Source organism: Thermus hydrothermalis, from assembly GCF_022760925.1.
GTDB lineage: Bacteria > Deinococcota > Deinococci > Deinococcales > Thermaceae > Thermus > Thermus hydrothermalis.
Genome location: NZ_JAKTNT010000012.1, coordinates 21,205 through 38,411, shown reverse-complemented (window position 1 = coordinate 38,411; position 17,207 = coordinate 21,205). Strand labels below are relative to the sequence as shown.

Sequence of the window (17,207 nt, the reverse complement as noted above, 5' to 3'; positions counted from 1 at the left end):
TTTACCCAACCTCCCCTTCTTGGGGAGAACCGCCCACAAGCTGGAAAAGCTTCTCGCGGCTCAGGGGCTTCTCCAGAGGCGCCACGCGAACCACTTCCGCCGTGGTACGAAGCCTATCCGACGGAGAAATGAGCACAGCCAAGGGCACGCCCTTAAGGCGTCTAACGTGGCGGATACGGGCCGCCACAGCAAAGGGGTCCACGTCCAAGTCCTCATCTAAAAGGATGGCCTTGGGAGTATGGTCTAAAAGCCAAAAAAGCCCTTCCTTAGCCGAATCAAAGTAACGTAGGGGGAGCCCTGATTCCGAGAGGACAAGCTCCACGTAGGCGCGCAGCGCCTCGTTGCGGCTTAATAGGAGCAGTCCCGGGTACTCCGTGGCCACGGGGCCAGTTTACCGGAGAGGTGCGAAAAATCTATGAAAAAAATTTGGCTGGGGCGCGTGGACTCGAACCACGACCGGCGGATCCAAAGTCCGCTGTCCTGCCATTAGACGACGCCCCAGCGTCCAAGGGGGATTGTAGGGCAAAACCCTCCTGCCGTCAAACCCCCTCTTCCGGAAGCGACCCATCCTGCCCATAAACAAGGCCATGTGTGTCGCACCAAAAAGCCTTCCAGGCAGAAATAAGCCCCCCCGGATATCTCACCCTCCTCTACCTCAGGCCCGCAAAAGCTCTCTGGTAAAGACCAAGAGACTTCCAAATAACCAAAAGGTTAAGGTGGCTAGCACCCCATATCGCCAGGGATACCGCTCTTGCGGGTGTTCTGGGATTTGCGCTGCCTGGAGAAGGCTTAGGCTCGAGGCCAAGGTTTCCTCCACCAACCCATGCAACGCCGTTTCCTCCTGGTAGGCTTCAAGTTGGCGGATGCGCACCTCCATAAGGGTCGCTGTAGCTTGGAAGTGCTGGGGGATGGAAGAATCGGGATTTTTCTGCGCAAGCGCTTGAAGCGCTTCCCTTAGCTCCCCTAACCCCTGACGAAGCACCATCTCCTCTCCACGAAGATAGCTTCGCCAAAAAGCCTCTACCCGTTTCCTCAGTTCCCCCTCAATAACTTCGTAGACCTCGTGGGCTTCTCTTTGTGCCTCCTCGGGGGTACTACCAAAACCCCTCAGGCTCAGTACGCCACTCCTATACACCGCATCAAACTTCCCTTTCGTTTGGTTTTCGCTTAAAACCTCAGTTAAAGTATCACCAATCCAATCGCCCCAGGGTAGCTGGCTCGGACGCGGGAGAGCTAAGGAAACCCCTTCCGTCGCCAAAGGCATGGGTTCTACTAAAAAGGAAACCCCCTCTTGAGGCTTTTTTGTGGCTACTTGCACCGCCATCTCGCTCACATAACGCGGTGGCAATAGAACACTACCCCACCCCACGAGCACCCCAAGAAGCAAACCGCCCCCCAAGAGCCAGTACCAACTCCGTCGCAATGCCTTGAGGAGATCTAAAAAGGTCACCTCTGCTTCTGCGTTCATACCCAAAGTTCAACGTGCCCCAAAACCCGTACCGATAACCCAAAGGGTCTTTACCAGAATCCGAAGGTCAAGCCAAAAGGAGAGATGCTTGATGTAGTATAGGTCGTAGCTGAGCTTAACCAGGGTTCCCTCCACCCCTTCCGCATATCCCTGCTGCACCTGGGCCCAGCCCGTAAGCCCTGGACGGACGCTGTGGCGCAAGGGATAAAGGGGAATTTCTTTCGCGTAAGCCTCCGCCAAGATCCGTTGCTCCGGTCTCGGGCCTACAAGGCTCATATCCCCCTTCAAAATATTCCAGAACTGCGGCAACTCGTCCAACCGGTAGCGCCGCAAGAAGCGGCCAAGGCGGGTTATCCTGGCCTCTTCTTCACCCGCATACACCCCTTCCCGCGGAGCGCCCCGCATGGTGCGGAACTTGTAGGCCCTAAAAGGGCGCCCACCCAGGCCCACACGCTCCTGAGCAAAAAGCACAGGCCGGCCTAAGTCCAGGTAGACCAAAAGCGCTACGAGAAGCCCCAAGACAAGGAGAAAGGGCGAAAGGACAAGGACCAGCCCCACCTCCCACACCCGCTTGAACCACGGATATAGCCCCCGGTCCGTCTCCGCCAAGGCCATGAGGCCCTCGTTGAAATCGGGGCCTAGGGGTACCCTACCCGTATACCCTTCGTACACGCTCGCCGCATGGAGGATGGGTATCCCCCTCAGGGAAGCCTCCGCCAGAAAGGGCAAAGCCTTTGGGTCCAGGTGATGGAGGTCCGCCACCACCCCCTCCACCTCATCAAGACGGACCACGGGAAGTTCCCCCCTGAAGTGCGCCTTAAGCCAATCCGCCACCTCACCGGGAACGAGGGCAAGCCGCACAGGGGGCATACGGGTCAGGTAGAACACCAAAAGGGGGAAGGCAAAGAGGGTAGCCATCAGGAGATAACCCCTAGAGTAGTAAAGCCTCCCCAAAGCCAAAACCGCCACCAAAAGGAGGGTAAAAAGCAAGAGGTTAAAGGCCGCAAGCCCCCAGGCCTCCTTCCCCGGATAGCGGGCCATCCGGTCGGTGGAGAGAAAAGCCAAGAGATGGGCGAGGACAGTAAGGAACACGAGCGTGCCCACCTCCCCCCTCCAAGGGGGCAGACCAAAGAAGACAAGGGCCCCTAAGAGCGCAGGGAGCAGACCCAGGGCAAGCCAGGGACTGGGCCAACTCCTTGGTTTGATAAGCCGATAGGGCAGCTTTAGCTCCAACACGCCCATGCCCTCCATGCTACCCTACAACTCCCTGAAAAGGGGATGAAGGGGCGGCCAAAAGCTCCTCGTAGGCGGCCCAAACCTGGCGAAGCATCCTCTCCAGGGTAAAGTGGGCTTCATACCTCTTTCGCCCTTCCCTCCCCAGAGCTACCCTCAGACTCGGGTCCTGGAGCAAAAGGGCAAGGCGCTCCCGCAAAAGCGTCACATCTCCCCGGGGCACCAGGAAACCTGTTCTGCCCTCCAGCACAGCCTCCCGCACCCCCCCCACATCGCTCGCCACCACGGGAAGCCCTGCCCGCATGGCCTCCAACACGGAAAGGGGCAAGCCCTCCCAATTGGAAGCCAGGACAAAAACCTGCGCGTCGGCCAGGATACGGTCCACATCCAACCGCTTCCCAAGAAAACGGACCCGCTGCTCCAGGCCTAAGCGTTCCGCCAGGGCCTGTACTTCGGGCAAAAGAGGCCCTTGGCCCACCAGGTCTAAGCGCCATGGAAGATCCCTTAGCTCCGCAAGCGCCCTAAGCAAGAGGGCGTGGTCTTTTTGCGGCGCGAAGCGCCCCACCATGACGATCCTGGGGGGATTGTGGCTTGGATTCGCCCGCAAAGGGGTGTCCGGAACCCCGTTCCATACCAGGCGAATCCTTTCGGGAGGCACCACTCGGTAACGTAGAGCAAGCTCCCGGTCCCTTTCGGACACAGCGAGGACGAGGTCTCCAGCCCGGCCCGCCAGGCGCTCCAAGGTGAGGGCTAAAGCCCTTCGTGCGGGGCTCACCCCGTCAGTAAAAGCCCAACCATGGGCTGTAAAGATACTCTTTATTCCCAGACTCTTCGCCGCAAGCCGGCCTAGGAAACCCGCCTTGGAGGAGTGGGCATGGACTAGATGGGGGCGAACCCTCCGGATTAACTCCCTTACTTCCCCAAGTCCCCGCCAGTCCGATACGGGCCTTAACGGTTGGACCAGGTGAGCAAGCAGGTGGGTTTCCACCCCCAGCTCCCGGGCAGCCTCCACCAAGAAATCCTCTTGGTCCTGCCCCACGGCCAGGTGTAGCTCAGCCCTGTCCCGGAAGGCCCTCAGGAGCTCCAGAAGATGCATCTGGGCCCCCCCTGGCTCGGCTCGGGTGATCAGATAAAGCACACGCATACCCCGACCATGCTAAGCCAAGCATAATCCACATATGCCGCCAATGGAGCGTATCGATGACGAAGCTTTCTGCGAGAATACCGGCGAGGCTCGCGAATACGATCTCGTGCAATAAACTGCCCTGCTTGAGTCCACACCTCAGCGCATAAGCCATGCTAAGGCCTACAAAGGCAAGCCAGAAGCAAAGGCTGACCCAACCGGTTTCAAAGGCCAAGCGCACATAGGAGTTGTGGGTGGCATACTCCAAAAGGTACTCGGCCGATCCCGGCCCCTTCCCTATAGGGTCCTCCCAGGACGCAACTAGGGCCTCCGCCTGCTTGCTGAACCTATCGCGGTCATAAGGCTGGAAACCCAAGCGTGAGGAAAAAGTATCGCCTAGCAAGAGTGTTGCATAAAGAAAAGTTGCTATAAACAACGAAAACATCAGCAGAATCAAAGGCCATCTGGCCTTTGGACGCAAAAATGTCCATACCACCAGCGCAACGAGGAAGTTAACCCAAGCCCCCCTTGAGAGAGATAACAGCAAAGCGGCCATGCAAAGCAAAAAAGTAAGCAACCAAAGAGGCTTGCGCCTGAAGCTTTGGGCAAGCAAAAAAAGCAATGCTGGCACTAAAAAAGCCCCAAAAACGTTAGGGTCCTTAAACAAACCCACCAACCTTGACCCACCCCAAAGTAATGACTCGAGACCCGGCATACCTAAGAAGGCGAAAACGCCAAAAAGGGAGGACAACAAGGCGCCTCCAAGATACCCCCCAAAAAAATGAATGGAAAAGTTTTGTTTTATTCCCATAAATAAAAGTGAAACCAAAGCTAAGTAAAAGGTAACAAGCGCATAAAACACTGCTCGTCCCCATGGAACCACCGGGTCATGGACACCCCATAGAGCAATCAACAATGAAGGCAAATGGCTGAATATAAAAAGGCCAACTAAAAGAAAGGCTAGAGCATGTCTAAACCTCCAAGCAAAACATCTATACCCCAACAGCGCTACCAAGGGCAGCGCCACATCAAAAAATGCAGGTTCCCAGCGAACGACGGATAAGGAAAGCCCTAGAATGAAAAACACAAAGGGCATTCTTCCCTTTACGCTAGTTTTCTTACTCCCAAGTGCTGTCACCTACCACCCCTTCTGCACCTTTGGCGATCCTAAGACAACGCACAGCAAACACCCACACACCCCCACATCTCAACACCGACAAAGAAACATGTTACCTACAACTCAAGCAAGCCTCATCTAGCTACCTACTGTCCCAGCCCGGAACAGCAGTGGCCATAACCTTCGCCATGGCATCAGCAAAACGGGCCTCATCTCTAGGCGTGACCTTGGTGAAAGACACCCGCCATTCCAAGGCCCGTTCCAGGCCCAGACGCTCAGCGAGCACGACCACGGTTTCCTTCGCCCAGGACCTAGCCATCAGCCAAAACGTAGCTCCCCACCCCACAAGACGTGGTCCGTATTTGAGCATAATTTTTCTTTCACTGCGGTAGCCTATTCGCAGAATCCTGCTCCGTGGCAACCCAAACCAACGATAGAAGTACAGGGGCTCGTCCAGCACCTGCAGCTTTGATGCATCATAGGTACGCACGAACAATTCCCGATCTTCTGCTCTGGGGTACTCCAGGGAGTAAGGATGGGCCACAAACCAATCTCGCCGCGCCATCAAGGACGCATGTAGATAACCACCCCTTGAAAGGACCTCACAAACCGAGGGCTGAACACCCGGAAGCGAGGCAATTAGGTGCCCCTCTTCATCTATTAAATAGGCCGCCGTTGTAACTCCATCCACCTCTGGGTGATCCGCCAGGTAACGCACCTGGCTTTCAATGCGCTCAGGATGGATAATGTCATCGGCATCCATCCGCGCGACATACTTTCCCTGGGCCAGGGTAACAATCTGATTCAATCGGGCAGGAAGGCCCTTGTTTTCACCATCTCTCACGACTTTTACTCTCGAGTCCCGTATTGCTACCACACGCTCATACGTTCCATCGTCAGAACCATCATCCACTAGGATCAGCTCCCAGTTCTCATAAGTCTGTGCGAAAATGGAGCGCACGGCGAGGTCAATAAAAGGACCCGGATTGCGGAAAGGAATCCCAATGGTTACTAGAGGCTTATCCATAACCCACGAAGCCCCCTCAAGGCACGGAAGCAAAGCAGTACTGTCTTCTCCCAAAAGCTTGACTCCCCACGTGAGCCAACTTCAAGCTGAAGCGCAAAATATGTCCTTCCGCTCAATCCCTCAAATATTGCAGCAAACTGCAACGAACGCTCGTATTCATCTATGCTCACCAAAAACTTTCTCATATGGCACTAGGGCTCCCCTAAACCCAAACCATGCAGCCCTGAACCACAGGGCCAAACCCTTCCAGTCACCTCGGCGCACCCCTAAAAAGAACCAGATGTGGCGTACCAAGTCTAGAAATACCTTCACTGGCCAGAGCGAGTAGTATTTGCGAAAGATATAGATTCGGTTGCGAAAGTTGTAGAAGTCTTTACGAGGGTTTCCTGAATACCCCACCACAAAGCGTCTTCCCAAGAGAATAAAGAGCTCCCGGCGAAAACTCGGATGAACCACCCTCACCCAAGGCAACGTAGCCACCCGCATTCCCGCTCGGGAAACGCGCAAGCCATACTCAACTTCATCTCCCCGGATAAATAAGCGAGAATCAGGAAGTCCCACACATTCCACAACCCTCTTGCTCACCAAGACGCCTAGAAAGAGTTGACTCTCACCCCAACGTATACTACTTTCGTCCACCAAGTTTCGGTTAAACGTAAGCAAAAACCCTACTGGCAGAGGATAGGCGAGCTCCCTCGGATCTTCAATGGAAAGAGGAAGCGGTCCTACCACATCCAGCTCATATTCCAAAGCTCCTTGAAACAGTCCCTCTAATGTGGACTTTTCTGGAACTGTATCGTCATCCATCAGCCAAAACCAGTCGTACCCCGCCTTGTAGGCCCACTTCATCCCCTCGTGAAACCCCCCAGCCCCCCCCTGGTTTTCGGGAAGCCTCAGGACCTCCACCCGGGGGAACTCCTCCCGAAGCATCTCCGCCGTCCCGTCCGTGGAAGCGTTGTCCACCACCAGGACGTGGTCAGGAGGACGGGTCTGGGCGAGTACCGCCTGCAAGCACTCCCTGAGTAGGGCCTTCCGGTTATACGTCACGATCACAGCACACACCCTATCCACGCGCCACCTCCTCAAAAAGCTTCAGCGCCCGTGCCACCGCCTGGTCCATGTTGTAGTACCGGTAATCCCCAAGCCGCCCGGCGAAGTACACCCCCTTGAGCCTCTTGGCCTCCTCCAAATAGAGCCGGTACCGCTCCTCGTTCTCCTCCTTGGGCACCGGGTAGTAGGGCTCGTTCCGCCCCGGCTCGTAGGCCTCCGGGTACTCGTAGCACAAGGCGGTGTGGGGTAGGTAGTCCTGCCCCGTGAGGTGCTTGAACTCCGTGACCCGGGTGTAGGCGTACTCGTTGGGGTAGTTTACCGTCCCCACCTCCTGGGCCCAAGGCACTGGCTTTCCCTCCAGCTGGAAGCGCAGGGAGCGGTAGGGCAAGGGCCCATGCGCGTACCCGAAGAACTCGTCTATAGGCCCCGTGTAGATGAGGTACCGGTACCGCACCTCTCCCTCCACCTCCCGCCAGTCCGCCCCCAGGAGCACCTTGATGTTGGGGTGCCGGAGCATCCGCCGGAAAAGGGCCGTGTACCCCTCCTTAGGCATGGCTTGGTAGGTGTCCTGGAAATAGCGGGTATCGTAGGTGACGAGAACGGGCACCCGCGCCGTCACGGAAGGGGAAAGCTCCTCGGGGCGCATTCCCCACTGCTTCAGGGTGTACCCCTCAAAGACGTTTTTGTACACGTAGTCCGCCAGGAAGCGAAGGTCAGGGTCGTCCTCCTGTTTGAGCCGAAGGATGGGCACCCGGGCCCCGTAGCCAAAGCGCCCTATGAGCTTCTCCTCCAGGCGGTCCGCTACCCGATTGGAGAAGAGGGCTCGCAAGGAGGCCAGGCTGAAGGGCAGGGGAATCTCCTTCCCCTCCACCACCGCCCGCACCCGGTGGAAGTAGGGGCGCCACTCGGTGAAGCGGGAGAGGTATTCAAACACCTTCCGGCTCTCCGTGTGGAAGATATGGGGACCGTAGCGGTGGACCAGAACCCCCCGCTCGTCCATCTCATCGTAGGCGTTCCCCCCGATGTGGTCCCGCCTCTCCACCACCAGGACCCGCTTCCCCAGCTCCGAGGCGATCCGCTCCGCCAAGGTGGCCCCAGTAAAACCAGCACCCACGATAGCGTAGTCTACTTTCATTGGGCAACCTCCCAGGGAAGCCGCCTATGCCTATGGAGGTACCAAACCATCCCACCCACCACCCAAGCTTCTACCAAAACCGCTGCCCAAGCTAAGCCCAAAGGCCCTCCCAAAGCGCTTAACGCTGTCGTTAAAACGATGTTCAGCAACCCCGCTGAAAGGATAACAGTATTGAAGGAGCGATCCATCCCCCAAGACAGCATCTGTATTCCTAAAAGGTTAGACATCGCAATAAGCGGTAGGAGTAGCACAAGGACTTTCACGATTGGGACCGATTCCTCATAGCTTGTCCCTAGAAGAAACCGCACTAACCAAGGAGAAAAAACCCACAAGAACAATGCGCCCACTCCAGCGAGACACCCCATAACGACTAGAACCCGCACAGCTAGAAGCCCGGCTATCCTCGGATCATATCTAACTAAATGAGAAAGCCGAGGGAAGAAAAGCCGATTAAAAGGCTCTATCAGACCCAGCATTGCCTTTGCAACCCGCTCCGCCCCTGCGTAAAGGCCTACTTGTAAGGGAGAAGCAAAGAAACTAAGAATTATAGGATTCGCAGCTGCATAAAAACTAACTACCAACCGTGGAAAAAAGAAACGTCCGCCCAAAACCAGAAAGTTAAGAGCCCCTCTTAGAGAAGGTGGACGCAAGGGCAGGGTCCTACCCAACCACACGACCCCTATCGCCGTAGCGACCGCGGCCCCTACCCCATTCAGCATCAGGGGAAGATAAGCGTGTTCAGGTGAGCGCACCAGGAAGAAAACACCTAGGGCCGCTAGCCCTCGAGTCAGCACCTCTAAAAAGGCCACCTCCCGCATGTGCTCCAAACCTTGAAAAACCCATGCTGGGCTAAACCCCCAGGCCACCGCCCAAAAGAACGCCGCTCCCACTATGTCCTCCCTTCCCTTAAAGGGCGGCAGATAAAGGGCCAGAAAAGCTAGTAAGGTCGCAGGTAACAGGAGGAAGACCCTGGCCCCCATCACCCCAGAAACAATACAAGCTACTGCCTCCCGGTCCTCCCGATGCCGTGCCACCTCCCGGGTTCCGGAAAGAGAAAAGCCGTACTCCACAAGGAGTTGAAGGTATAGCGCCAGAGTCTGGCCTAAGGTCATCACACCAAAGCCATCTGGGCCCAACACCCGCGCCAAGTATGGAAGAGTAAGGAGGGGAAACAAGTAATTCGCAACCTGAACCAGGTACAGGTAAAAGAGACTTTTAACCGTCTTTGAACGAACCAGCGTTCCGAAAAGATGATGCTCTCGCCCTAGCCTACGCAGGAGTTACCACCCCCCAAACGACCCCAAGGGCCTTAACCTGTGCTCCACGTAGGCCAAGACCACCCTCGTGGCAAGACCCACGTAACCAGCATCCACTATCACCACCCTCTTCACACTCCACCTCGCTCCAAAAGCATCCACGCTCGCCTTACACACATGTCCACACAGGCGCCATCCCCACCAAACTATAACACCTTACAGGACCTCCCCCACAAACCCTCGGGAGGCAGAGAACCAAGGCCGACGGAGGGAGAATGAAAGGGTATGCGAAGGGGTGGGCCAAGCTTCCTCATACTCCTCCTCCTCCCCTTGGCCCACGCCCAAGAGTGGCGGCTCACCCGGAGCCAAAGCCTCACCCAGGAGGGCGCCACAGCCTGGCGGTACACCCTAAGCCCCGTGGGCAAAGAAGCCAGGGAGCTCTGGCAAAGGCTCGCCCTCCAGTACCAGGACCACCTGCGGGCCGGGTACCGGGTGGACCTGGGAAGCTGGCGGCTCTACTTCCTTGGGGGGAGGCTCAGGCTAGAACCCCACTGCCCAAAGGTAAACCCCGCCTGCCTCACCTTCGGCGCCTTGCCCGTGGAGAAGGCGGTACAAGACCGCTTCCTCCTAGAGCTAAGCACCCTCCTGGACCAGGCCCTGGCCCAAGCCCGGGCCACGGGGGGCACCCTCACCCTCTCGGGGTTTTTCCGGGTAGAGGTCAAGCGGGGCCAGGCCCCACCCTACCCGGCAAGGCCCTCGGGCTGGGCCCTCTAGTCTGGTATCGTCTTAGCCATGAGGCGCCTACTCCCCCTCTTAGCCCTTTGGGGAAGCTTGGCCTTGGCGGGCCCTTGCGCCCAAAGGCCCTACACCTTGGAAACGGAAGAGGGACTATTGGGCGGAGAAGAACTCACCTACGATGGGGAGGAGCTCGTTTTTGAGGGACGCGCTTGCCTAGAACGGGAAGGCCTTCTCCTCGAGACCCCCCTCATCCGCTACCGAGAGGAGGCCAAGGCGTTTTTCGCCGAAAACCTCACCGGGGAGGCGGAGGGGTGGCGTATCCAGGCGGAGCGTCTGGAGGGCAAGACCCTGAAGGGCGTGCGCCTTGCCCAGGGAAGGCTTCGGGCAGAAGCGGAAAGCGTCCTCCTGGAAAGCCCCCCCTTGGGCCAAAGGGTCCTCCTCGAGTCCCCCGCCTACCGGGTAAGGGCGGAAGAGGCCCGCTTCCACCAAAAGGAAGCCATCCTCAAAGGGTTTCTGGCCACGCCCTGCCCCTGCGGGGAGGACGTGCGCCTCGCCATGGAGGAGGCCCGGTTTGACGTGGCCAGTGGCGAACTCGTGGGGGAAGCGCGCCTGGGCCTCTGGGCGCTGGACATCCCTCTGGGGGAAGCCCGGGCCAACGCCCACCGCAAACCGACCCTGGAAAGCCCCCTGGTCCTGGGGAGCACAGCGGACGGGGGTTGGAGCGTGGGGGTCAGGGGCTTCCCCCTCCCCAAGCCCGGGGAGGAGATTGGGCGGTGGGAGAGGCGCTTTACCCTCCTGGCCACGGGCCTCGGAACCGAGCAGAAAGCCCTCCTCCTGGGCTACCGGGAGGGGGACCGGGGCATGGAGGCCCAGTTGGGCTACGCCCCCGGGGTCAGGGCCTTCTTCGGCGACCTCTTCTTCGCCGCAAGCCCCAAGCCCCCCGACGCCGACACCCCCCGCCTCGAGGTCCGCTACCGCCCCACCTTCCGCCTGGAGGACCTTACCCTTAGCCCCTTCCTCCGCTATGCGGAAACGGGAAGGAGCCAAGGCTGGACCCTGGGGCTAGAAGCCTCCTACCGGGCTACCCTCCAGGAAGGCCCCTTTCGCCTCTCCCTCACCCCCGCTCTGCTCTTCACCCTCTACCCCGGGGCCGGGTACGACCCCTACCTGGCCCTGGGAGGAAGCGTGGAAGGGAGCTTCCGGGACGGGGAACTTACCCTACGGGCAGGGTACGGGGGGAGGCTTGAGCCTTTGGGCCAGACCCCGCCCTTCACCTACGAGAACCGGGACGAATACCAGAGGCTTTTCGTGGACGCGGCCTATGGCCCCCTGGGCCTCGGCTACACCCTGGAAAACCCCCTGGGGAACCGGCTAGACCGCCTGGAAGGGCGTTTCCAAAGCGAGCGCTTCGGAAGCCTCCGGGCGGCCTACGTGCGGGGAAGCCTGGAGGAGGTCCGCTTCGCCTACGCCATGCCCCTACCGGACCGCAATTGCTGCCAGGCCCTTTGGCTCGCCCCCGAGGTGGGTTTTGGGGGCGGAGGGCTTACCCGCTACGGCCTCACCCTCCGCCTCTACGACGGCTGCTTCGCCTACGAGCTTCGGGCGCAAAACGTCCTCCAGGGGCAGTACGACGAAACCCCGGGGTTAAGCCTCACCTTCGGCCTTTCCTTGCGCTAGAATGGCCTTATGCCAGGAGTGGACCCTGAGCGCCTGGCCGAGCGCCTGGAGAAGCTGGAGGGCATCGTGGAAGCTACCCTCCAGGTACTCCCTCCCTTGGTGAGCGATCTCTCCCGCCGCATTGACACCTTGCGCGAGGAGGTCAAAGGGGAACTGAGGACCGCGGAAGCCCGTTTGGAAGGGCGTATCCAACAGGTAGAAACCAAGCTGGAGGAACGCATCCAGCAGGTAGAGACCAGACTAGAAGGGCGTATCCAGCAGGTCAAGGCTGAACTAGAAGAACGCATCCAGCAGGTAGAAACCAAACTGGAAGGGCGTATCCAACAGGTAGAGACCAGGCTGGAGGAGCGTATCCAACAGGTAGAAATTAAGCTGGAGGAACGCATCCAGCAGGTAGAGACCAAGCTGGAGGAACGCATCCAACAGCTTAGGACCGAGCTGGAGGGGCGCATCCAAGGGCTGGAAGAGGCGATCTACTCCCTGCGCCAAGAGGTCAAAGCGGAGATCAACGGGGCCTTCAACAAGGCCATGCTGGTCTTCACCGCCATTGGCATAGTCTTAACCTTGATCAGCCTCCTCCGGTAAGACCTAAGGCTCCACCAGGAGCCCCCGCAGGAAGAGGTTCCGGTCCTCCGGGGGAAGGTAAAGGTCATCGGTGAAGGCCACCGCCACGATGCCTTCCCCCGAGGTGCGGAACCTGAGCTCCACAAGGCCCAAAACCTCCCCCTCAAAGAGGAGGCGGCCTCCCTCGGCCACCAAGACGTGGGGCCCCTTACCCTGGGCGGGGGTGCCCTCGAGGCGGAGAACCAAGGTGGCCTTGCGGCAAAGGGGGATCTCCACCACCCCGTTCGTCCAAAGCTCCGCCCGCTCCGGCAAGGGGCCTGGCCGGCAGGGCCCAAGGGCCAAGGGACGCAGGGCAAAAGCCTCCCGTAGGCCCCAAAGCCCTAGCCCCAAAGCGCCAAGGAGGGAAAGGGCAAGGAACCAAGCCCCCCTCACCGCACCACCTCCCTTTCCAGGGCATAAAGGGGCTTTTGCCCAAGGCGCGAGGGGGCAAAGACCAGGACCCGTAGCCGGTAGGACCCGGGAGGTAGGTCCTTGGGAAGGCTAAAGGCGATGGGCTTAGCCCCATCCCACTCCCAGCCCACACGGCGGCAGGCCTTGGCACAAAGCCAGACCTGGACCCGGTAGCCCTCGCCCCCCTCGAGGCGCACCACTCCCCCCTCCCGTCCCAAGGCGGCGTAGGCCAGGCGGGGGGGCGAAGGGGAAGGCGTGAGGGCAAGTTGCCAAAAGGGAAGGGCCCAAAGGAGGGCCACCCCTGCGGCAAGGCCCAAGGTACGGCTTAGGACAAGGCGTCCCTGGGCCAAGGCCAACCCCCCCGCTAGGAAGAAAATCTCGCCGCGGAAGGGACTTGGGACGCTAAAGGGATTGTCCACCATGCCCATGGCGGCGTAGGCCAAGAGGAGGGAAAAAAGAAGCCCATCCCCCCAGGCCGCCGCCAAAAATCCCCCCACGAGGAGAAGGAGTCCCAAGGCCCCTAAGGGCCCACTTTCCCCCAGGGCTTGCAAAAAGTGGTTATGGGCGAACTGCCAGAACCCCCCTAGAGGCTTAAGCCAGGCGGGGCACATTAGGCCGCGCGCCTCCAAAAGGGAAAAGAGAAAGCAGTCCCCAAACAGGGTTCCCCGAAGGTAGTCCCCTAGGAGGTAGGGCCCCACCCCGGTCCAGGGGTGGGCGGCGTAAACCTCGTACGCCCGAAGCCAAAGCGCTTCCCGCCCGGAAAGCTGGACCTGGAAAAACCGCTCCGTGGCCGGGGTGTCCAGGAAAGTGGCAACCCCCAGGAGAAGCCCCGAAAGCCCCAACGCCCAAAACCCCCGCCGGCGGAAGAGAAGCCCCCCCGCCCCGCCCAAAAGAAGCCCCAGCATCCCCCCCCGGCTCCCGGAAAGGAGGAGGACCGCCCCCCCAAGAAGGCCCAGGAGAAGGCGAAAGGGCCAAGGGTAGCGCAGGTAAAGGGCCAAGAGGACGCCCACCGCCCCCATGAGGCCGAGCCCCACGGGGCTATGGAAGGGGTGGGCCAGGCGCTCCCCCACCGCCCTGTCCCCAAAGACGAGGTAGGTGGCGGCGAAAGCGGTCAGGTAAAGGAGGGCTAGGCCATACCCCAGGGGGGCTAAGGCTTCCGAGGAGAAGCGCTTGGCCAAGACTACCCCCGCCCCCACCAAGCCGAGGACGTAGAGCACCCGGAAAAGGGCCATGGGAAAGGCCAAGGGCTCGGGAGCAAAAAGGGCTGGGAGGAGAAGGGAAAGGGCGTAGAACCCCAGCAGGCCCAAGATGGGACGGGGAAGCCCGCGAAGGCCGGGTAAGAAGAAGGGAGCAAGCCAGCCCAAGAAGGGGAAGAGGGGCGCAAGGGCGAGGCCTAGGGAAAGGAGGCGCACGGGCTAAACTTTACCAAAAAGGGAGCTAACGCAACCCTAAGGGAAATGGGGTAAAGTGCCCTCCATGAGAAGGCTTTGGCCCCTGCTTTTCCTCGGGGTAGCCCTGGCTGCCCGCTTCGCCACCTTCAGCGTGGAGCCCTTCGGCCCCCAACGGGTCAACCTGGACACCGGGGTCACCACCCTTCCCCAGGGGGGGATCCTGGTGGACAACGAAAACGGACTCCGCTTGAAGGGAAGCTACATTGAGTACAAAGAGGGCGCCTTCGTCCGGGCAAGGGGGGTGGAGCTCCTCTCCAGCAAGGAAACCTTCCTCGCCCAAAGCCTGGAGCACGACATCCCCAAGCAGGAAGCCCGCTTCCAAAGCCTCACCTTTAGCAACGCCGATTTCAAGGGGCTTAAGGCGGAAAGGGCCCTTGCCCTCTTCGCCGAGGAGGTGGTGGTGCTCAAGGGCAAGGTCCAGGCGGATAGCCCTAAGCTCCAGGCGGAAGCCCTGGTGGTGGACCTGAAGGGGAGGGAAGCCTTGGCCTTGGGAAGCTTCACCTACCAGGAAGGCAAGGCCACCCTCAAGGGGCAAGGGGCCTCCGCCCGGCTCCACCTCCGCTTCCAAGGGGGGAAAGTCTTGGCCTCCACCAAGGTACCCGAGAGCGCCATGCGCCTCGTCACCTACGCTAGCCGCCTCCCATGACCCTTTACCGCTACGTCCTAAGGGAAAGCCTACCCGTCCTCCTCCTGGCCCTGGCCTTCCTCACCGCCGTCTACCTCTTCGGCTTCTTCTACGCCGGGGCGCGGTGGCTGGAGGGGGTGCCCCTTGTCAAGGTCCTCCGCTGGCTTTCCTACCACGTGCCCGGGGTCTTGGTGCAGGTCTTCCCCATCGCCACCGTGGTGACCACGGTGCTGGTCTTTGGGCGGCTTTCGGCGGAAGGGGCCCAGTTCGCCCTCCTCTCGGGGGGGATCCCCCTTTACCGGGCAGCCCTTCCCCTCCTGGCTGTGGGAGCGGTGCTCTCAGGGATAGCCCTTTACCTCCAGGAGGCCGTGGTGCCCCACTACAACGAGCGGGTGCGGGTGGCCTGGTGGGACGAGATCCACACCCAGGGGGCCGGGCTCCACCGGCTCGTGGGGCTCCAGATCCCCATCGGCCAGGGGAAAAGCCTCTACTTCTCCGGGTTTGACTGGGAGAGGAAGGAGATGCTGGGGGTAAGGATCTCCGCCTTCCAAGGGGAGGAGGGCACCTTCCTCTTCGCCGAGCGGGGCCGGTGGGAGGGGAAGGTCATCACCTTGGAGCACTACCGCTACTACCGGGTGGACTTCAAGGAGGTGCCGGGCCTCGAGGGGGCCAAGGACCTCCTCGGCCAGGTGCGCCGCGTCTTCAAGGTGGTGAGCCAAGGGTCCCTCTTGGAGGTGGAGTCCGACCTCTCCCGGGCCCGGGCCATCGCCGACTACGCCGACACCTTTAGCTTCGGCCAGGATAGCCTCTCCGAGGCCTGGCGGAAGGCCAAAGACCCCTTCCTGGCCCCCCTGGAGCGCTGGCGGGCCCGGTTGGAGTTCCACTCCAAGCTGGCCCTGCCCCTCGCCAACCTGGTCCTGGTCCTCCTGGCGGCGGCCATGGCCCTCCGCTACGGGCGGAGCACGGGGCTCGCCTTGGGGATGAGCGTGGTCCTGGCCCTGGCCTACTACGGGGCCTTCTTCTTGGGGCGCTCCTTAGCCGGCATCGGGGCTTTGCCCCCGGAGCTTGGGGCCTGGGGGGCCAACCTCCTCTTCCTCGCCCTGGGGGCGCGGGCCCTGCGCTAGACTTGGGGCATGGCTTTCTCTAGACCTGTAGGGGAAAAAGAGGGAGGGCGCCAGGAGTGAAGCCCCTAAGGCTTGGCCTCGTGGCCTACCCGGGCCTTGGGGGAAGCGGCATCGTGGCCACGGAGCTCGCCGACCGCCTGGCCCGGATGGGCCACCGGGTCTTCCTCTTCGCCACGGAGCGCCCCTTCCGCCTGCCCAAGGATAGCCCCGCCACCTTCGTCCCCGTGGACCTCCCCTTCTACCCCGTCTTCCCCGGACCCCTTTACACCCTTTCCCTGGCCGGGACCCTGGAGCGGGAGGCCAAGCGGCTCGGCCTGGACCTGGTCCACACCCACTACGCCATCCCCCACGCCGCCGCCAGCTACCTGGCCTTCGGCAAGGGCTTCCCCCTGGTGCATACCCTCCACGGCACGGACGTTTCCGTCCTGGGCATGGACCCCGCCTTCCATGGGCCCACCAGGCGGGCCCTACAGGCAGCCCGGGCCACCACGGCGGTGAGCCAGGCTTTGGCCAAGGAAGCGGAAAGGGCTTTTGGGGTAAAGCCCGTGGTGATCCACAACGCCGTGGACCCCGAGCGCTTCCGCCCCCGCCCCGAGCGGAAGGGGCTTTACGCCGAGGAAGGGGAGTGGCTTTTGGTGCACGCCTCCAACTTCCGGCCCATCAAGCGGGTGCCGGACATCGTGCGGGCCTTCGCCAAGGTGCGCCAGAAGGCGAGGGCGCGCCTCCTCCTCCTGGGCAAGGGCCCGGAGGAAGGGGAAGCGAAGCGGGTGGCCCGGGAGCTTGGGGTGGAGGCCTGGGTCACCTTCCACCCCCCCACGCCCCAACCCGAGGAGGTCCTGGGGGCGGCGGACCTCTTCCTCCTGGCCTCGGAGGAGGAGTCCTTCGGCCAGGCGGCCCTCGAGGCCCTGGCCTGTGGCGTACCCGTGGTGGCCACGGCGGTGGGGGGGGTGCCGGAGCTCGTCCGCCCGGAGGTGGGGCGGCTCGTGGAGCTCGGGGACCTGGAGGGCTTCGCCGAGGCGGTTTTGGAGCTCCTCGCCCACCCCGAGCTTCCGCAGATGCGGCAAAGGGCCCGGGCCTACGCGCAAGAGCGCTTCCACCCCGAGCGCATCACCCGGCAGTACCTGGAGGTGTACGAAAAGGCCCTGGGGGGCTAGCCCCCCAGGGCCATG

General features: G+C 60.8%; 17 protein-coding genes and 1 tRNA gene. 6 read left to right on the top strand and 12 right to left on the bottom strand.

All coding sequences use genetic code 11. The annotated features are described in order from the left end of the window. Position 1: 1 nt before the first annotated feature. The 10 genes from L0C60_RS08530 to L0C60_RS08485 all read right to left on the bottom strand — a co-directional run bounded on the left by L0C60_RS08530 (position 2) and on the right by L0C60_RS08485 (position 9,391). Complete coding sequence (locus tag L0C60_RS08530; protein ID WP_234507561.1) at positions 2 to 382, bottom strand: response regulator; 381 nt, start codon at positions 380 to 382, stop codon at positions 2 to 4. Between the two features lie 45 nt (positions 383 to 427). After that, positions 428 to 501 (bottom strand) — tRNA-Gln (locus L0C60_RS08525). Positions 502 to 655: 154 nt separating this feature from the next. Next, complete coding sequence (locus L0C60_RS08520; protein WP_234507559.1) at positions 656 to 1,468, bottom strand: hypothetical protein; 813 nt, start codon at positions 1,466 to 1,468, stop codon at positions 656 to 658. A 9-nt stretch (positions 1,469 to 1,477) separates the two neighbouring features. Next, positions 1,478 to 2,572 carry a sugar transferase gene (locus L0C60_RS08515; RefSeq protein ID WP_243092672.1) on the bottom strand — a complete coding sequence of 365 codons (1,095 nt, stop codon included), beginning with the start codon at positions 2,570 to 2,572 and terminating at the stop codon, positions 1,478 to 1,480. A gap of 148 nt (positions 2,573 to 2,720) precedes the next feature. Further along, the gene (locus L0C60_RS08510) at positions 2,721 to 3,797 is read right to left on the bottom strand and encodes a glycosyltransferase family 4 protein (protein ID WP_243092671.1); all 1,077 of its coding nucleotides are present in this window, start codon (positions 3,795 to 3,797) and stop codon (positions 2,721 to 2,723) included. After that, positions 3,754 to 4,911, bottom strand: a complete 1,158-nt coding sequence (locus tag L0C60_RS08505) for an O-antigen ligase family protein (RefSeq protein ID WP_243092670.1) — start codon at positions 4,909 to 4,911, stop codon at positions 3,754 to 3,756. The genes L0C60_RS08510 and L0C60_RS08505 overlap by 44 nt, the downstream gene beginning before the upstream one ends. A 172-nt stretch (positions 4,912 to 5,083) precedes the next feature. Continuing rightward, on the bottom strand, positions 5,084 to 5,968 hold the full coding sequence (locus L0C60_RS08500; RefSeq protein WP_243092669.1) for a glycosyltransferase family 2 protein: 885 nt from the start codon (positions 5,966 to 5,968) through the stop codon (positions 5,084 to 5,086). A gap of 156 nt (positions 5,969 to 6,124) precedes the next feature. Further along, the gene (locus L0C60_RS08495) at positions 6,125 to 7,039 is read right to left on the bottom strand and encodes a glycosyltransferase family 2 protein (RefSeq protein WP_243092668.1); all 915 of its coding nucleotides are present in this window, start codon (positions 7,037 to 7,039) and stop codon (positions 6,125 to 6,127) included. After that, complete coding sequence (gene glf / locus L0C60_RS08490; RefSeq protein WP_243092667.1) at positions 7,032 to 8,153, bottom strand: UDP-galactopyranose mutase; 1,122 nt, start codon at positions 8,151 to 8,153, stop codon at positions 7,032 to 7,034. The genes L0C60_RS08495 and glf overlap by 8 nt, the downstream gene beginning before the upstream one ends. Next, positions 8,150 to 9,391 carry an oligosaccharide flippase family protein gene (locus L0C60_RS08485; protein ID WP_279231941.1) on the bottom strand — a complete coding sequence of 414 codons (1,242 nt, stop codon included), beginning with the start codon at positions 9,389 to 9,391 and terminating at the stop codon, positions 8,150 to 8,152. Before L0C60_RS08485 ends, glf begins: the two co-directional genes overlap by 4 nt. Before the next feature lie 303 nt (positions 9,392 to 9,694). Here L0C60_RS08485 and L0C60_RS08480 point away from each other — a divergent pair, with 303 nt between their 5' ends. From L0C60_RS08480 to L0C60_RS08470, 3 genes are read left to right on the top strand one after another with little or no spacing between them, the layout of a single operon-like run. Then, positions 9,695 to 10,183, top strand: coding sequence for an FHA domain-containing protein (locus tag L0C60_RS08480; RefSeq protein WP_243092665.1), 489 nt, complete (start codon positions 9,695 to 9,697; stop codon positions 10,181 to 10,183). Positions 10,184 to 10,201: 18 nt separating this feature from the next. Beyond that, on the top strand, positions 10,202 to 11,824 hold the full coding sequence (locus tag L0C60_RS08475) for a hypothetical protein (protein WP_243092664.1): 1,623 nt from the start codon (positions 10,202 to 10,204) through the stop codon (positions 11,822 to 11,824). Between the two features lie 9 nt (positions 11,825 to 11,833). Continuing rightward, positions 11,834 to 12,409: an apolipoprotein A1/A4/E family protein gene (locus tag L0C60_RS08470; protein WP_267962567.1), complete on the top strand. Its 576-nt coding sequence runs from the start codon at positions 11,834 to 11,836 to the stop codon at positions 12,407 to 12,409. A gap of 3 nt (positions 12,410 to 12,412) precedes the next feature. Here L0C60_RS08470 and L0C60_RS08465 read toward each other — a convergent pair whose 3' ends face one another. Together L0C60_RS08465 and L0C60_RS08460 are read right to left on the bottom strand one after the other, a co-directional pair. Beyond that, entirely contained in the window at positions 12,413 to 12,820 is a 408-nt protein-coding gene (locus tag L0C60_RS08465; RefSeq protein ID WP_234505120.1) for a hypothetical protein, read from the bottom strand. Further along, positions 12,817 to 14,250, bottom strand: a complete 1,434-nt coding sequence (locus tag L0C60_RS08460; RefSeq protein WP_243092663.1) for an O-antigen ligase family protein — start codon at positions 14,248 to 14,250, stop codon at positions 12,817 to 12,819. Before L0C60_RS08460 ends, L0C60_RS08465 begins: the two co-directional genes overlap by 4 nt. 64 nt (positions 14,251 to 14,314) lie before the next feature. On the opposite strand from L0C60_RS08460, the gene L0C60_RS08455 reads away from it, so the two are divergent. From L0C60_RS08455 to bshA, 3 genes are read left to right on the top strand one after another with little or no spacing between them, the layout of a single operon-like run. Continuing rightward, positions 14,315 to 14,935: a hypothetical protein gene (locus tag L0C60_RS08455; RefSeq protein WP_234505116.1), complete on the top strand. Its 621-nt coding sequence runs from the start codon at positions 14,315 to 14,317 to the stop codon at positions 14,933 to 14,935. Further along, positions 14,932 to 16,038 (top strand): LptF/LptG family permease, encoded by a 1,107-nt coding sequence (locus tag L0C60_RS08450; RefSeq protein WP_234505113.1) that lies wholly within the window; start codon positions 14,932 to 14,934, stop codon positions 16,036 to 16,038. Before L0C60_RS08455 ends, L0C60_RS08450 begins: the two co-directional genes overlap by 4 nt. 56 nt (positions 16,039 to 16,094) lie before the next feature. Further along, positions 16,095 to 17,192, top strand: coding sequence for an N-acetyl-alpha-D-glucosaminyl L-malate synthase BshA (gene bshA / locus L0C60_RS08445; protein ID WP_234505111.1), 1,098 nt, complete (start codon positions 16,095 to 16,097; stop codon positions 17,190 to 17,192). The last annotated feature ends 15 nt before the right edge of the window (positions 17,193 to 17,207 follow it).

Excerpts from the sequence above, each read along its gene's own strand:
- L0C60_RS08450 (WP_234505113.1), top strand. The coding sequence starts at position 14,932 with ATGACCCTTTACCGCTACGTCCTAAGGGAAAGCCTACCCGTCCTCCTC.
- L0C60_RS08520 (WP_234507559.1), bottom strand. The coding sequence starts at position 1,468 with ATGAACGCAGAAGCAGAGGTGACCTTTTTAGATCTCCTCAAGGCATTG.
- L0C60_RS08455 (WP_234505116.1), top strand. The coding sequence starts at position 14,315 with ATGAGAAGGCTTTGGCCCCTGCTTTTCCTCGGGGTAGCCCTGGCTGCC.
- L0C60_RS08475 (WP_243092664.1), top strand. The coding sequence starts at position 10,202 with ATGAGGCGCCTACTCCCCCTCTTAGCCCTTTGGGGAAGCTTGGCCTTG.
- L0C60_RS08470 (WP_267962567.1), top strand. The coding sequence starts at position 11,834 with ATGCCAGGAGTGGACCCTGAGCGCCTGGCCGAGCGCCTGGAGAAGCTG.
- L0C60_RS08510 (WP_243092671.1), bottom strand. The coding sequence starts at position 3,797 with ATGCATCTTCTGGAGCTCCTGAGGGCCTTCCGGGACAGGGCTGAGCTA.
- L0C60_RS08480 (WP_243092665.1), top strand. The coding sequence starts at position 9,695 with ATGCGAAGGGGTGGGCCAAGCTTCCTCATACTCCTCCTCCTCCCCTTG.
- L0C60_RS08500 (WP_243092669.1), bottom strand. The coding sequence starts at position 5,968 with ATGGATAAGCCTCTAGTAACCATTGGGATTCCTTTCCGCAATCCGGGT.
- glf (WP_243092667.1), bottom strand. The coding sequence starts at position 8,153 with ATGAAAGTAGACTACGCTATCGTGGGTGCTGGTTTTACTGGGGCCACC.